The sequence below is a fragment of the Streptococcus sp. oral taxon 431 genome (genome assembly GCF_001553685.1).
Classification (GTDB): Bacteria; Bacillota; Bacilli; order Lactobacillales; family Streptococcaceae; genus Streptococcus.
In genome coordinates this window covers 2045621-2059733 of record NZ_CP014264.1, presented here as the reverse complement: position 1 = coordinate 2059733, position 14113 = coordinate 2045621, and the positions used below count along the sequence as shown (strand labels likewise).

General features: G+C 40.2%; 14 protein-coding genes. 11 read left to right on the top strand and 3 right to left on the bottom strand.

Annotation, left to right across the window (positions count from 1 at the left end):
• Positions 1–8: 8 nt before the first annotated feature.
• Genes AXE83_RS09630 through AXE83_RS09620 form a run of 3 tightly spaced genes read left to right on the top strand, consistent with a single transcriptional unit; the run spans position 9 to position 2628 of the window.
• On the top strand, positions 9–1067 hold the full coding sequence (locus AXE83_RS09630) for an AAA family ATPase (protein WP_060956270.1): 1059 nt from the start codon (positions 9–11) through the stop codon (positions 1065–1067).
• A 9-nt stretch (positions 1068–1076) separates the two neighbouring features.
• Complete coding sequence (gene pnuC, locus AXE83_RS09625) at positions 1077–1853, top strand: nicotinamide riboside transporter PnuC (protein WP_060956269.1); 777 nt, start codon at positions 1077–1079, stop codon at positions 1851–1853.
• 1 nt (position 1854) lies between these two features.
• Positions 1855–2628 (top strand): NUDIX domain-containing protein, encoded by a 774-nt coding sequence (locus AXE83_RS09620; RefSeq protein ID WP_049503793.1) that lies wholly within the window; start codon positions 1855–1857, stop codon positions 2626–2628.
• A gap of 213 nt (positions 2629–2841) precedes the next feature.
• On the opposite strand, the gene AXE83_RS09615 is transcribed toward AXE83_RS09620, so the two are convergent.
• Entirely contained in the window at positions 2842–3072 is a 231-nt protein-coding gene (locus AXE83_RS09615; protein ID WP_006152390.1) for a hypothetical protein, read from the bottom strand.
• 281 nt (positions 3073–3353) lie between these two features.
• Between AXE83_RS09615 and AXE83_RS09610 the strand changes: the two genes are divergently transcribed.
• Both AXE83_RS09610 and AXE83_RS09605 read left to right on the top strand, forming a co-directional pair.
• A complete protein-coding gene (locus AXE83_RS09610) occupies positions 3354–4046 on the top strand; it encodes a hypothetical protein (protein ID WP_060956268.1) in 693 nt (230 codons plus the stop codon).
• A gap of 211 nt (positions 4047–4257) precedes the next feature.
• Positions 4258–4944 (top strand): YoaK family protein, encoded by a 687-nt coding sequence (locus AXE83_RS09605; protein WP_060956267.1) that lies wholly within the window; start codon positions 4258–4260, stop codon positions 4942–4944.
• 43 nt (positions 4945–4987) lie between these two features.
• Here AXE83_RS09605 and dusB read toward each other — a convergent pair whose 3' ends face one another.
• Together dusB and hslO are read right to left on the bottom strand one after the other, a co-directional pair.
• Complete coding sequence (gene dusB / locus AXE83_RS09600) at positions 4988–5968, bottom strand: tRNA dihydrouridine synthase DusB (RefSeq protein WP_049503091.1); 981 nt, start codon at positions 5966–5968, stop codon at positions 4988–4990.
• Entirely contained in the window at positions 5955–6827 is an 873-nt protein-coding gene (gene hslO, locus AXE83_RS09595; protein ID WP_060956266.1) for an Hsp33 family molecular chaperone HslO, read from the bottom strand. Before hslO ends, dusB begins: the two co-directional genes overlap by 14 nt.
• Positions 6828–7065: 238 nt before the next feature.
• On the opposite strand from hslO, the gene AXE83_RS09590 reads away from it, so the two are divergent.
• The 6 genes from AXE83_RS09590 (at position 7066) to nt5e (ending at position 13916) form a co-directional block, all read left to right on the top strand.
• On the top strand, positions 7066–7197 hold the full coding sequence (locus AXE83_RS09590; RefSeq protein ID WP_000358457.1) for a teichoic acid D-Ala incorporation-associated protein DltX: 132 nt from the start codon (positions 7066–7068) through the stop codon (positions 7195–7197).
• Between the two features lie 20 nt (positions 7198–7217).
• Entirely contained in the window at positions 7218–8768 is a 1551-nt protein-coding gene (gene dltA / locus AXE83_RS09585) for a D-alanine--poly(phosphoribitol) ligase subunit DltA (protein WP_060956265.1), read from the top strand.
• Positions 8765–10009, top strand: a complete 1245-nt coding sequence (dltB, locus tag AXE83_RS09580) for a D-alanyl-lipoteichoic acid biosynthesis protein DltB (protein ID WP_060956264.1) — start codon at positions 8765–8767, stop codon at positions 10007–10009. Before dltA ends, dltB begins: the two co-directional genes overlap by 4 nt.
• A 13-nt stretch (positions 10010–10022) precedes the next feature.
• On the top strand, positions 10023–10262 hold the full coding sequence (gene dltC / locus AXE83_RS09575; RefSeq protein WP_060956263.1) for a D-alanine--poly(phosphoribitol) ligase subunit DltC: 240 nt from the start codon (positions 10023–10025) through the stop codon (positions 10260–10262).
• A complete protein-coding gene (gene dltD, locus AXE83_RS09570; RefSeq protein ID WP_060956262.1) occupies positions 10255–11523 on the top strand; it encodes a D-alanyl-lipoteichoic acid biosynthesis protein DltD in 1269 nt (422 codons plus the stop codon). The genes dltC and dltD overlap by 8 nt, the downstream gene beginning before the upstream one ends.
• A 137-nt stretch (positions 11524–11660) precedes the next feature.
• Positions 11661–13916, top strand: a complete 2256-nt coding sequence (gene nt5e / locus AXE83_RS09565) for a cell surface ecto-5'-nucleotidase Nt5e (RefSeq protein WP_060956261.1) — start codon at positions 11661–11663, stop codon at positions 13914–13916.
• Positions 13917–14113 lie beyond the last annotated feature (197 nt).

Below are 14113 nucleotides of genomic sequence, written 5' to 3'. Positions count from 1 at the left end.
AAAAAGACATGAAAAAACAGATAGCAGTGGTTTTTGGAACCTTTGCTCCCTTGCATCAGGGACATATTGATTTAATCCAAAGAGCAAAACGTCAATGTGATGCTGTATGGGTGGTAGTTTCAGGTTATAAGGGAGATCGTGGTGAACAGGTTGGACTTGCACTACAAAAGAGGTTTCGCTATATTCGTGAAGCATTTCGAGATGATGAGTTGACCTCTGTTTGTAAACTTGACGAAACTAATATCCCTCGCTATCCAATGGGCTGGCAGGAGTGGTTGGATCAGATGTTGCAGGCCATTTCCTATGACCAGACTGGTCAGGAGCTCATCTTTTTTGTAGGAGAGTCCGAATACCAACAAGAATTGTCGGAACGTGGTTTCGAGACTGTTCTACAAGAAAGAAAATTTGGAATTTCGGCTACCATGATTCGAGAAAATCCAAGCAAATATTGGAAATATATCGCTCAACCTTTCCGCCGTCAGTTTACGAAAAAAGTGTTGATTATGGGAAGTGCGAGTAATGGGAAAACAACTCTAGCCAAGGATTTAGCTCGCTTTTATGATGCGCCAGTCAGTCTGGAGTATGCTCGTGAGTATCAGATAAAAAATAATGTCCGAGATGATGAGCTTACCCCAAAAGATTATTATTACCTTCTTTTGGGCCAATATGACCAAACTTCCAAGTTAATCGATAGCAATGCCAATCGAGGCCTAGTCATTGCAGATACAAACTCTTTGGTAACCAAGGGCTACTACGATTACTACATGGAAAGCGAAGAGCAGGAGGACTTGTCCGGAGAGACCTTTGACAATCTCTTTGTTTCCATCTTAGCCAAGGAAAAGTGGGATTTAATCCTCTTTGTGCAACCTATTGGCTCTTATGTCAATGATGGTTTTCGCGACATGACCATGGCAGAAGACCATATCCGTCACAGTTTTTCTCAGCATTTGGATATGATGAGGGAGCAATATCTAGCCAATATCCCTCATGTTTATCTAGCTGATGACTATCTAGGAAATTATGAAGCAGCAAAAGTAGCTATTGATGCCATTTACCAAGCAGATTAGGAGAAGAAAATGAAAAAAATAACTGAAAAAATCACACGATTTATTGAAAACTTTAAAAATGTTCACGCAGAAGCTCGTAAAATTGGTTTTGCAGGAGTTATGCGTTTGCTTTGGAAAGACCTCTTTGTGGGCCGTAGTCTTTTCCAGTGGCTCTATTTGATTGCTTTATCAAGTGTTCCTCTTATTCTGGAGTTTACACAAAACACAGAAAGTCATGACTGGATTGGTCTCTTGGCTTCTTGGACAGGGATTGTCTGCGTTATCTTGGTTGCTGAAGGTCGAGCTAGTAACTACCTTTTTGGTGCTATTAACTCTGCAATCTATTTGGTCCTAGCTATGAATGCTACTTTCTACGGTGAAGTTTTGACAACAGTTTATTTCTTTGTCATGCAGCCTATTGGTCTCTATACTTGGTTGTCTAATCGGATCAATGAGCAAGGAAAACCAGAGGAGTCTCACTTTGAAGCTAAGAAACTCGGTCTGATTGATTGGCTCAAGTACTTGGCCTTGACTGCGATCATCTGGATTGGCATGGGATTAGCCTACCAAAGTATCAGCAGTGCTCGTCCTTTCCGTGACAGTGTTACCGATGCGACCAATGGTGTTGGTCAGCTCTTGATGACACGTCTTTACCGTGAGCAATGGATTTTCTGGATTGCAACCAATCTCTTTAGTATCTACCTCTGGTGGGGTGAAAACATCCATATCCAAGGGATGTACTGGGTCTACACCATCAATAGTCTAGTCGGTTGGTACCAATGGACTAAGTCTGTCAAGGAGGGATAAGATGACTGAAACGATAATCCCGGCTGGAATGACAGAGAGAGAATATTTTGAGATTCATGCGACTGAGAAGGAATTTTTAGACTGGTACTGCAAACAGGATCTTCCTCAGTATGAAAAACCGAGCGTGACGGTGGATATGGTAGCTTATTGCTTTGTGGAAGGAAAAATCAAACTCTTGCTAATTCGTCGCAAGGCCCATCCTTATCAAAACTGTTTGGCTTTGGTCGGTGGTTTTATGGATAAGAGCGAAGATGCAAGGCATGCTTGTCAGCGTGAAGTGAGAGAGGAGGTCAATCTTGACCTTCCTTTGGAAAAAATCGAACAGTTGATGACAGTGTCTACCCCAGGTCGTGATCCGCGGGGCTGGACGGTTACTATCGCCCACTTGGTGTATCTACCTAGCCGTGCACTTGATCTCGTTCAAGCAGGAGACGATGCCAAGGATGTGGTTTTTGTTGATGTTGATTTTCAGACGGGCAAGTGCTTCTTAGAGGGGCTAGAGCTGGGGGAGCAAGCCTTCGCCTTTGACCATTATGCCATTATCCAAGAGTCTATTAAACGAATCCAAGGGCGTCTTGACTGGAATCCGACCTTTCTCTATCTGCTAGAGGAGGAATTCACTGTCTATGAAGGAACCGAATTGGTCAATCTTATCAACCCCGGTCGTCCAATCGTCAGCAATAACTTTCTTGTAAAATACGGTGAGTATGTAGAAGAAGTTGGACTCAAACGAGTTCCTAAAAAGAAACCCAGAAAAACCTATCGATTGAAATAAAAGGCTTGGGGACAGAAATCGATAGATCAAGTCTCGGTTTCCTAGTCTCAGATTTGAGAGGTTTCAACAAATCCGATGGCTGGTTGAAGCTTGAGAATAGGGAAAATAAAGTTTGTCTTAAAAGTCAGTTCAACTATCGTGTCAAAGGTTTATTATTCATAAAAAATCGAGGTCGGGATTTTTCCCGACCTCTTTTTTGATGCTATCTGACTGCTAAGGATGTTTATCTTTATTAGAATTGCTCATGATTCGAATGAATAAATCTTTGTATTTATATTTTAAATAATGTTCGTGTAAGTACATTAGAGACACATAAACAATCATGAAAATAGTGGTTAAGTAGAACAAATCAAATGTTGTTTGAGCGTAATGAGTAGCAACCCCATAAGAAGAGAAAGCACCAATAATCAACCAAGGAAGATATTTGTAATATTTCTTTGACATAAACCTACACCTCCAATATCCTATCTCATTTTTATTATAGCCCTTCAAGAAAAAAATGCAAGCGATTACACTTATAAAATATAGTATTCTCATAGGAAAAATTTCCCTGTTTTTTAAATTCTTTACGAATAAAAGATATAGGAGGGATAAGGAAATAAATGTACTAAAAAATAATTCTAAAAAATTTTAGATAAATAGTTGACAGATTCAAAAACAAACATTACAATAATGTTACAAAAATATTTCTTAACATTTCAAAAATGTTACAAAAGGAGCATAAAATGAAAAATAAAACTTCTATCAAATTAATGGCTGCAACTGTACTCGCTTCAACATTACTATTGGGGGCTTGTGGCAATAAGAAAGAGAATACTGCAAGTGATAGTTCTAGCAAGACAACACAAGCATCTTCTAGTTCTAAGGCAAGTTCTTCAAGTAAAGAGAACAAGACTCAGAAGTCCTCAAGTTCAGCTTCAACAGAAAAAGCTAAATCATCATCTTCTGATCAGTCAACGACTACTGCTAATCAATCGCAATCAACACCAGCACCAGAAACAAAACAAAACCAAGAACCTTCTGCTAAGCAACCCCCTTCTCAAGCCCCATCTAATCAACAAGGAACACAAGCGAACCCGAATCAGTCAGCCTATGATCCAGCAACTGATCGCAAACTCCAAGACAAGCAAGCAGAGCACAATAAACGTTATAAAGGTGTCTTGACTATGGTAGACAAAGATTTTTCGGCTGCGGCTGGAAATTGGAAGGGTGCGAATGGTGAAACGATCACTGTTTCATCAGCTGGTCAATTTACAGTAGAATTTGCTGATGGTAAGAAAGAAAACTACTCTATCCAAAGTTATTCTTATACCCTTGATGATGGGAAATACAATGCTGAAGTAGGTGGTGGAAAAGTCATCCAAATTACAACAGGTGCAGATGGTACTGTTTCAAGTGTTACTTTGATTAAGCCATAGGCTTCAGTACAGAAATAATTTGTTTAAAAATAGTTCAGTTGATGAGTACCTACAGCATTTGAAGTTGATAAGACGTCATAAATGAACTCCAGAGATGAGACTAACTTAGGAGTATATGTAATCATGTCTACCTGAACTGACCGTTTTTCACTTAGTTTCTCCGAGAGAAGTGGTATAATGAAAAAATCAAAGGGAAACGAGTGATGAATCAATGACGGATAAATTAATTTTACCTCAAAACACACGGCTCATGGGAGTGTTTCTTGGCTTTATCGGTGGTTCTTTGGATGTATTCTGTCACATCCAGTACCATAGTTTGGTGGCGACACAGACAGGAAACATTCTCCTACTGGTATCAGATTGGCACGATTCACATGTCGTCAATACCATGTTGCGATTCTGCTCGATTATATTCTTTTCCCTAGGATTTCTTTTTGCCTTACACATGAAAGAATATCGCAAAACAGCCTATTGGCGGGTTAAGATGCTGTTTCCCTTATTTATCGGGACCCTTGTTCTGCCCTTCTTTTCCCGCTTTCCACTATTAGAAGTTCCTTTTATTGCTTTTGGAACTGGAATGATGCTGCTAACATTTACGGGTAGTTTGATTGAAGATCATCCCTATGTCATTTTTATGACGTCTGGAAATTACCGAAAAATGTTGACTGCTTTGTATCACATCGTTAGAGGAGAAGGAGATATTCAAGAATATCGTCGTCAAGCCTTGAACTATGGTATTGTTGTAGGTAGTTTCGTAGTGGGGGCCATTAGCTTGGCTGTATCTATGCATTTTTTCCATGAATGGTCTATTTGGATTGTCAGCTTTAATTTGTTGTTGATTATGGCATACTATATTGCTAGAGTGAAGCAGCTAGATTTGCAAGATGAAAATATATAAAAAACGGCAGATCTCAATTTGAGATTTGCCAATTTTTATACGCTTATGCTTTTTCTAACTGTAAGAGAGCTTCAATTTCTGCAAGTGTGCTTGCTTGTGAGATAGCTCCACGGAGTTTGGCTGCACCTGATGTTCCACGGAGGTAGTGAGGGGCGAGGCCACGGAATTCACGGACCGCAACCTTTTCTCCCTTGAGATCAATCAAGCGTTTTAAGTGTTCATAGGCAATTTTCATCTTGTCTTCAAAGGTTAAATCAGGTAGGATTTCTCCTGTTTCAAAGTAGTGATTGATTTGATTAAAGAGGTAGGGATTTCCCATAGCTGCGCGTCCAATCATAACGGCGTCAGCACCGACTTCTTCGATACGCTGTTTAGCTTCTTGGACAGTGCGGATGTCACCGTTAGCGATGAATGGAATCTTTGTCAGAGCTTGTGCAACCTTATGAAGAGTCTCAAGGTCAGCGTGACCTGTGTACATTTGCTCACGTGTACGGCCGTGCATGGCAAGGGCAGAAACACCAGCAGCCTCAGCAGCTAGAGCATTCTCAACTGCCAGGGATGGGTCAGACCAGCCTGTACGCATTTTGACAGTAAGGGGGATATCAAGGACAGATTGGACCTTGTTGATGATAGAGTAAATCTTATCTGGGTCCTTGAGCCACATAGCCCCAGCTTCGTTTTTTACGATTTTATTAACTGGGCAACCCATGTTGATATCAACGATATCGGTCTTGGTGTTTTCTTGGATGAATTCTGCTGCGCGTGCTAGGCTGTCTTCATCGCTACCAAAAAGTTGGATAGAGACTGGGTTTTCGCCTTCATCGATATGAAGCATGTGAAGGGTTTTTTCGTTGTTGTATTGGATTCCCTTGTCAGAGACCATTTCCATGACAACGAGTCCAGCTCCAAGCTCTTTTGCAATGGTACGGAAGGCAGAGTTGGTTACTCCCGCCATGGGTGCTAAAACGGTACGATTGGGAATCTCAACATTGCCAATCATAAAAGGTGTATTAAGATTTGTCACGAATGAGTTCCTCCAGGTCGTTTTCATCAAAGTTGTAAGTAGTTTGGCAGAATTGACAAGTGATTTCTGCCCCGTGGTCTTCGTCCTTCATTTCCTGCAAGTCTGAGCTTGGAAGACTAGAAAGAGCCTTCATGAAACGTTCTTTGCTACAATCACATTGGAAACGAATTTCTTCTTCAGACAGACGTTTGTATGGTTCGTCTCCGTAGATAGCCTTGAGAAGGGCTTCGATATGGTCGTCGCTTTCGAGAAGAGTCGAAATAGCTGGCATCTCTTGGATACGTTTTTCAAAGCGAGCAATCTCTTCTTCCTTGGCTCCTGGCAAGACTTGAACGAGGAAACCACCTGCAACTTTGACCTTGTCGTCTTCATCTAAAAGGACATTGAGACCAACTGCTGACGGCGTTTGTTGGCTTTCAGTTAGGTAGAAAGCTAAATCTTCACCGATTTCTCCCGAGATGAGGGGAGTCATAGAGTTGTAAGGATTTCCAGTACCGTAGTCTGTGATAACGAGAAATTGACCATTTCCGACAAAAGGCCCGACTAGGACTTCACCGGTTGCAGTTTTTTTGATATCAACGCCAGGATTTTGAACGTAGCCTTTGACATTCCCCTTGGTATCAGCGACGGTGATAATGGCCCCTAGAGAGCTAGTTCCCAGCACCTTAACTGTTAGTTTGGTATTTCCTTTTTCATTGGCTGCGAGAATCTGGCTAGCAATGAGGGTACGGCCGAGTGCCACAGTTGAGCTAGCTTGGGTTTGATGTTTTTCTTGAGCAGTGCGGACGGTTTCAGTGCTGTCTAGAACAAAAGCACGAAAAGATCCACTTTCTGATATTGTTTTTATAATTTTATCCATAGCTACTATTTTAGCATAAAAATGCCCAAAGGGGGAGTGGGGTGCCTACTATCGTTTTAAAGTGATTTATTTATATCAGTAAAATTATGAAGAAGAAACTAAAATAGGCTAAAATGTACTCTTTAAGAATGGTAAACAGTTGAAAATAAAGAGACTAACGTGGTAAAATGGGAACAAGAAAAAATAGTAAATGTATATTTGCATAAAATTATTGAAAATTTACAAAAAGAAGTTAATTATGGATAAAAAGAAACCAATCTATGTTTTTTTAGGACAAACTGTCCTGTATTTTATTGTTCTACTTGGTTTACTTTACTTTTTTAGTTACCTAGGACAAAGTCAGGGAAGCTTTATTTACAATGAATTTTAGTTTAAAGGAGAAGAATCATCGTGTCTAATAAGCCGATAAAAGATATGATTGAAGCGATTGAATATTTCGCCCAAACTCAACCTACCTTTCCGGTATACAATGTCTTAGGGCAAGAGTACACTTATGGTGATTTGAAGGCTGATTCGGATAGTTTGGCTGCAACCATTGATCTGCTAGGCTTACCTGAAAAATCTCCTGTGGTGGTTTTTGGTGGTCAGGAGTATGAAATGTTGGCTACCTTTGTAGCTCTGACTAAGTCAGGTCATGCCTATATTCCAATTGACAGTCATTCTGCCTTGGAGCGCGTGTCTGCGATTGTTGAAGTAGCAGAGCCAAGCTTGATCATTGCTATTTCAGAGTTTCCAATCGAAACCCCAGCTGTTCCAACCATGTCCTTGGAGCAGGTGCATGAAGCCTATGCAGCTCAAAAAGCTTATGATTTGCAGCATCCGGTCAAGGGGGATGATAACTACTACATCATCTTTACATCAGGGACAACTGGAAAACCAAAAGGGGTGCAAATTTCGCATGCTAATTTGCTCAGCTTTACCAACTGGATGATTACGGACAAGGAATTTGCGACGCCAGAGCGTCCACAAATGTTGGCGCAACCACCGTATTCCTTTGACTTGTCTGTCATGTATTGGGCACCGACCTTGGCTCTTGGAGGAACGCTTTTTGCCCTCCCATCAGTCCTTACTCAAGACTTTAAGCAACTCTTTGCGACCATCTTTTCACTTCCGATTGCTATCTGGACTTCAACGCCATCTTTTGCAGATATGGCCATGCTTTCTGAAGATTTCAATGCTGAAAAGATGCCAGGGATTACCCATTTCTACTTTGATGGAGAAGAGTTGACAGTTAAAACTGCTCAAAAATTGCGCGAGCGTTTTCCAAATGCGCGTATCATCAATGCTTACGGTCCAACGGAAGCGACGGTGGCTTTGTCAGCAGTTGCTGTTACAGATGAGATGTTGGCAACCTTGAAACGTTTGCCGATTGGTTACACCAAACCTGATTCACCAACCTTTATCGTTGATGAAGAAGGCAATAAATTACCAAATGGGGAACAAGGGGAAATCATCGTATCTGGACCTGCTGTTTCAAAAGGCTATATGAATAATCCTGAAAAAACAGCTGAAGCTTTCTTCGAATTTGAAGGTTTGCCAGCCTACCACACTGGAGATGTTGGAACTATGACAGATGAAGGTCTTCTTCTTTACGGTGGACGGATGGACTTCCAAATCAAGTTTAATGGCTATCGTATTGAACTAGAGGATGTCTCTCAAAACTTGAACAAATCCAAGTACGTTGAATCTGCTGTTGCAGTTCCACGTTACAACAAGGATCACAAGGTCCAAAATCTCTTAGCCTATGTTATCTTAAAAGATGGCATCAAAGAACAATTTGAGCGCGAAATTGATATCACGAAGGCTATCAAGGAAGACTTGGAAGATATTATGATGTCTTACATGATGCCATCTAAGTTTCTTTACAGAGAGGAATTGCCACTGACTCCAAATGGCAAGATTGACATCAAAGGATTGATTAACGAGGTGAATAATAGATGATGGATTTCCTGAAACAGCTGCCTCATATTGAGCCGTATGGGAATCCGCAGTACTTTTTGTACGTGATTACTGCTACCTTGCCAATCTTTATCGGTCTTTTTTTCAAAAAACGCTTTGCTTGGTATGAAATACTGGTTAGTCTGTTCTTTATCGTTACCATGTTGACGGGTGGCAAGACCAATCAATTGGCTGCCTTAGGGATATATCTAATCTGGCAAATCTTGTTGGTTCTTTTTTACAAGCAGTATCGAAAAATTCGAGATGGCAAATGGATTTTCTATCTCGTTAGTCTGTTATCTTTACTTCCAATTATATTTGTAAAGGCGCAAACAGCCATTAACGGAACACAATCCTTGCTGGGTTTTATCGGAATTTCTTATTTGACATTTCGTTCGGTGGGAATCATCATCGAACTTAGAGATGGAGTCATTAAGGATTTGAAGATGTGGGAGTATTTGCGTTTTCTTCTCTTTATGCCAACATTTTCAAGTGGTCCTATTGATCGTTTCAAACGTTTTAATGAAAATTATCAGACGATACCAGAGCGTGATGAGTTGATGGATATGCTAGCTGAATCCGTTCGGTATATCATGTGGGGATTTTTGTATAAATTTATCCTAGCTCATATTTTAGGCGAGATTTTATTACCACCGCTAAAGAATTTAGCTTTACAAACAGGTGGCGTCTTTAACTATTATGTAGTAGCCATCATGTACACATTTGGTTTGGAGCTCTTCTTTGACTTTGCAGGTTACTCTATGTTTGCTATAGCTATTTCAAATCTGATGGGGATTCGTAGTCCGATCAACTTCAACAAACCTTTCTTGTCAAGAGATTTGAAAGAGTTTTGGAATCGCTGGCACATGAGTTTATCCTTCTGGTTTCGTGACTTTGTCTTTATGCGCATGGTCATGGTAATGACGAGAAAGAAGCTTTTTAAGAATCGAAATGTGACTTCAAGTGTCGCCTATATCCTGAACATGCTCCTTATGGGGTTCTGGCATGGGATAACTTGGTTTTACATTGTCTATGGACTCTTTCATGGGTTAGGTTTAGTGATTAATGATGCTTGGGTTCGAAAGAAAAAAACGCTCAATAAAGAACGTAAGAAAGCAGGGCAGGCTCCCTTGCCTGAAAATCGCTGGGTTCAGTTGCTTGGCATGGTTATAACCTTCCATGTCGTGATGATTTCATTCTTAATCTTCTCTGGATTTTTGAATGATTTATGGTTTAAAAAATAAAAGGAGTTAAAAAATGGATATCAAATCAGAAGTTATTGAAATTATTGATGAATTGTTTATGGAAGATGTTTCTGACATGATGGATGAGGATCTTTTTGATTCAGGTGTCTTGGATAGTATGGGAACAGTTGAATTAATCGTGGAAATCGAAAATCGCTTTGACATTCGTGTCCCAGTTACAGAATTTGGTCGTGATGACTGGAATACAGCTAATAAAATCGTAGCAGGGATCACGGAGTTAAAGAATGCTTAAACGCCTGTGGTTAATCTTCGGGCCTATCTTTGTAGCGGGATTATTGGTTTTTCTTCTTATCTGTTTCTATCCAAGTAGCCCAAGTCATAATCTCATGGAGGAAAAATACTCTGCGGCTTCTGTTAGTACAGAGAGCTTTAAGGAGAGAAGCCAAAAAGTGAGAGCTCTAACAGACCCTAATATGCGTTTTGTCCCTTTCTTTGGGTCGAGTGAATGGATTCGTTTTGATAGTATGCATCCGGCAGTACTAGCTGAAAAATATGACCGTTCTTATCGACCTTACTTTATGGGACAGGCAGGAGCAGCCACCCTCAGCCAGTATTTTGGGATACAACAAATCACATCTGAACTTGAAAAAAAGCAAGCGGTATTTGTAGTCTCTCCACAGTGGTTTACAAAGGAAGATCAAGATCCGGTTACTTTTCAAACCTATTTTAACAATGATCAGTTGACCGCCTTTTTAGAGAATCAATCTGGGGATGCAGCCTCTCAATATGCGGCCAATAGACTCTTAAAGCAAAATCCAAGAGTTCCGATGAAGGGGATTGTTGAGAAGTTAGCAAAGAACGAACAATTGTCAGATTTTGATCAAACGGTGGTTAATCTCTCTGCCGAGTTCAATGAAAGACAAGCTGCCCTTTTTGGTCAATTCTCGATTCGAGGTCGATTAAAGTACAAAGATCATGTTGAGAAATACTTGAGCAGTCTCCCAGAACAATTTTCTTATGAAGAATTGGAAAATATTGCACGTAAAGATGCAGAAGAAAATACGACCAATAATGATTTGGGAATGGAGAACCACTTTTATAATACTCAACTAAAGAAGGATTTGAAAAAATGGGAAGGGTATCAAAAAAATTACAACTTTCTCAAGTCTTCTGAGTACAATGATTTGCAGTTAGTGCTCGATCAATTTGCCAAATCTAAGGTTAATGTGCTCTTTGTCTTTCAACCTGTCAATAAAAAATGGATGGATTATACAGGCTTGAGTGAGGAAATGTATCAACACTCTGTCGAAAAAATTCGTTACCAGTTGGAAAGCCAAGGTTTTACCAATATTGCTGACTTTTCAAAAAACGGAGGAGATCCCTACTTTGTTAAGGACACGATTCATATCGGTTGGTTAGGCTGGTTAGCATTTGATAAGGTTGTAAATCCTTTTTTGAGCAATCCAACAACAGCGCCTGATTACCAAATGAATGACCGTTTCTTTAGTCAAGATTGGGCAACCTATGATGGGAATATCCAAGATTTTCAATAATATAGAAAAGGAGTTTGAACTTTTTGTTCAGACTTTTTATGAAATGTCGGATAGGTTACCTTCAAAAAGGTTAAAAGTTTAAAAATGATGCTAAATAGCGTATAATGGTAAAAGAAAGAAGAGAAAGGGATTTCAATATGAATAAACGTTTTTTGTTGCCTGTGCTATCGACAGCCCTATTAGCTCCAGCTTTTTTAGCTGGACAAGTCTATGCTGAAGAAAATACTAGTTCTTCAGAAGCTACAGAAGTTGTGAGCACTACAGAAGCACCAGTAGTGACAGCGACTCCTGAGGTTGTTACAAGTCCGGCAACGCCAGTTGAAGAGGCTGCACCTCAAAAAGAAGAAGCAGATACTGTTATCTTGCATACCAATGACGTGCATGGTCGTATCGTAGAAGAAAAAGGAGTAATCGGAGATGCCAAACTCGCAACGGTTATTGAGAAGGAGCGAGAAAAGAGCGATCAAACGACTCTAGTAGTAGATGCAGGCGATGCCTTCCAAGGTCTGCCAATTTCAAACTCTACAAAGGGTGAAGCACGTGCCAAAATCCTAAACGAGATGGGTTACGATGCTATGGCTGTAGGAAATCATGAGTTCGACTTTGGACTTGATGAAGTTAAAAAATACAAAGAAATTTTGAACTTCCCATTGCTCAGCTCAAACACTTATGTGAATGGGGCTCGTTTATTTGAAGCAGCAACAATTGTTGATAAGAACAAGGATGTTGAAGGTGATGAATTTGTCGTCATCGGTGTTACAACACCTGAAACAGCTACCAAGACCCACCCTAAAAATGTTACAGGTGTAACCTTTACAGAACCTATTGCAGAGGTTAACAAGGTTATCGAAGAAATTCAAGCTAAAGCCTTGGCAGAAGGCAAAGACTACAAACACTATGTTGTCCTTGCTCACTTGGGAGTTGATACAACAACGCCAGTAGAATGGCGCGGTTCAACACTTGCAGAAGCACTTTCAAAAAATCCTCTTTTGAAAGGTAAGCGTGTCACTGTTATTGATGGTCACTCTCATACAGTAGAATCGACTACCTATGGAGACAATGTAACATACAATCAGACAGGAAGCTATCTCCATAACGTTGGTAAAATCACTTACAAATCTCGCCAATTATTGGGAAATCCTTCACTCATTGCAGCTGCAGATGCTAAGAAATTGGAAGCTAATCCAAAAATTGAAAAACTTGTCAAGGACATCAAACAAAAGTATGACGCTGAAAATGCTATAGAAGTTGTTTCAAATAGTCCAGTTGAATTGAATGGTGATCGTGAAAATGTCCGTGTCCGCGAGACAAACCTTGGAAATGTTGTCGCAGATTCTCTCTATCAATACGGTCAAACAGGCTTTAGTCATCCGACGGATATCGCTGTGACCAATGGTGGTGGCTTGCGTGAAACGATTGCCAAAGATAAGCCAATTACAAAAGGAAATGTCATTGCGGTTCTACCATTTGGGAACACAATTTCACAAATTCAAGTAACTGGTCAGCAAGTTTTTGACATGTTTGAAAAATCACTTGGATCTATTTTGCAGGTTGATAAGGCAGGGAAAACTGTCTTGGATGAAAATGGTCAACCATTGCTAGAACCAAGTGGCGGATTCTTACAGATTTCAGGAGCCAAGGTCTATTACGATACAAACCTAGCTGCAGGCAAACGTGTCTTGGCTATTCAAGTTAAGAATCGTGTGACTGGTCTTTATGAAAAACTAGATTTGGAAAAAGTCTACTACCTAGCAACCAATGACTTCCTTGCAGCAGGTGGTGATGGTTATACCATGCTTGGTGGTGCCAGAGAAGAAGGCCCTTCAATGGATGCTGCCTTTGAAGATTACCTTAAAACAGCTGATTTGACTCAGTATGAAAAGGTAAATCCAAACTCACGCACGATTTCTGTGGATTCAAAAACATTTAAACTGCCAGAAGAGCAAGGTAAAGAGCAAGATCCAGCTAAACCAGAAAAAGATTCAGCAACAGATCCAGCAAAACCAGGTAAGGATTCAACAACAGATCAGGCTAAACCAGAAAAAGATTCAGCAAAAACTCCTACTCAACCAGGAAAAAATCAGGGAACAACTCCGGCTAATTCAGGAAATGATGCAACTAAGCCAGGAAAAGTTCAAAAGACAACTCCAGCTAAATCGGAGCAAGATTCAGCAACAAAAACAACTCCATCAGGGAAAAATCAGGGAACAACTCCTGCTCAAACATCTACTGTAAAAGTTGATTATAAGGTTGCAGATCAGTTTGCTAACAAGACAGTAGTTTCAGAGAAACTACTTCCAAATACAGGTAGTGAACAATCTATTTTCATGATGCTATTGGGTATGATTCTTGGATCGACAGCCCTCTGGACTAGTCGTAAACAAGAAAAATAATTCTACAAGATGAAAACATATCAGGTGTTTTCATCTTTTTTCTTGACTCCTTGCTTGGATGTGATATACTTAACTAGTAAAGGAATGGTGTGATACTCAATAAAAATCAAAGAGCAAACTAGGAAGCGAGACGCAGGCTGTACTTGAGTACGCCAAGACGAAGCTGACGTGGTTTGAATTTGATTTTTGAAGAGTAT

Excerpts from the sequence above, each read along its gene's own strand:
- AXE83_RS09630 (WP_060956270.1), top strand. The coding sequence starts at position 9 with ATGAAAAAACAGATAGCAGTGGTTTTTGGAACCTTTGCTCCCTTGCAT.
- pnuC (WP_060956269.1), top strand. The coding sequence starts at position 1,077 with ATGAAAAAAATAACTGAAAAAATCACACGATTTATTGAAAACTTTAAA.
- AXE83_RS09620 (WP_049503793.1), top strand. The coding sequence starts at position 1,855 with ATGACTGAAACGATAATCCCGGCTGGAATGACAGAGAGAGAATATTTT.
- AXE83_RS09615 (WP_006152390.1), bottom strand. The coding sequence starts at position 3,072 with ATGTCAAAGAAATATTACAAATATCTTCCTTGGTTGATTATTGGTGCT.
- AXE83_RS09610 (WP_060956268.1), top strand. The coding sequence starts at position 3,354 with ATGAAAAATAAAACTTCTATCAAATTAATGGCTGCAACTGTACTCGCT.
- AXE83_RS09605 (WP_060956267.1), top strand. The coding sequence starts at position 4,258 with ATGACGGATAAATTAATTTTACCTCAAAACACACGGCTCATGGGAGTG.
- hslO (WP_060956266.1), bottom strand. The coding sequence starts at position 6,827 with ATGGATAAAATTATAAAAACAATATCAGAAAGTGGATCTTTTCGTGCT.
- AXE83_RS09590 (WP_000358457.1), top strand. The coding sequence starts at position 7,066 with ATGGATAAAAAGAAACCAATCTATGTTTTTTTAGGACAAACTGTCCTG.
- dltB (WP_060956264.1), top strand. The coding sequence starts at position 8,765 with ATGATGGATTTCCTGAAACAGCTGCCTCATATTGAGCCGTATGGGAAT.
- dltC (WP_060956263.1), top strand. The coding sequence starts at position 10,023 with ATGGATATCAAATCAGAAGTTATTGAAATTATTGATGAATTGTTTATG.
- dltD (WP_060956262.1), top strand. The coding sequence starts at position 10,255 with ATGCTTAAACGCCTGTGGTTAATCTTCGGGCCTATCTTTGTAGCGGGA.
- nt5e (WP_060956261.1), top strand. The coding sequence starts at position 11,661 with ATGAATAAACGTTTTTTGTTGCCTGTGCTATCGACAGCCCTATTAGCT.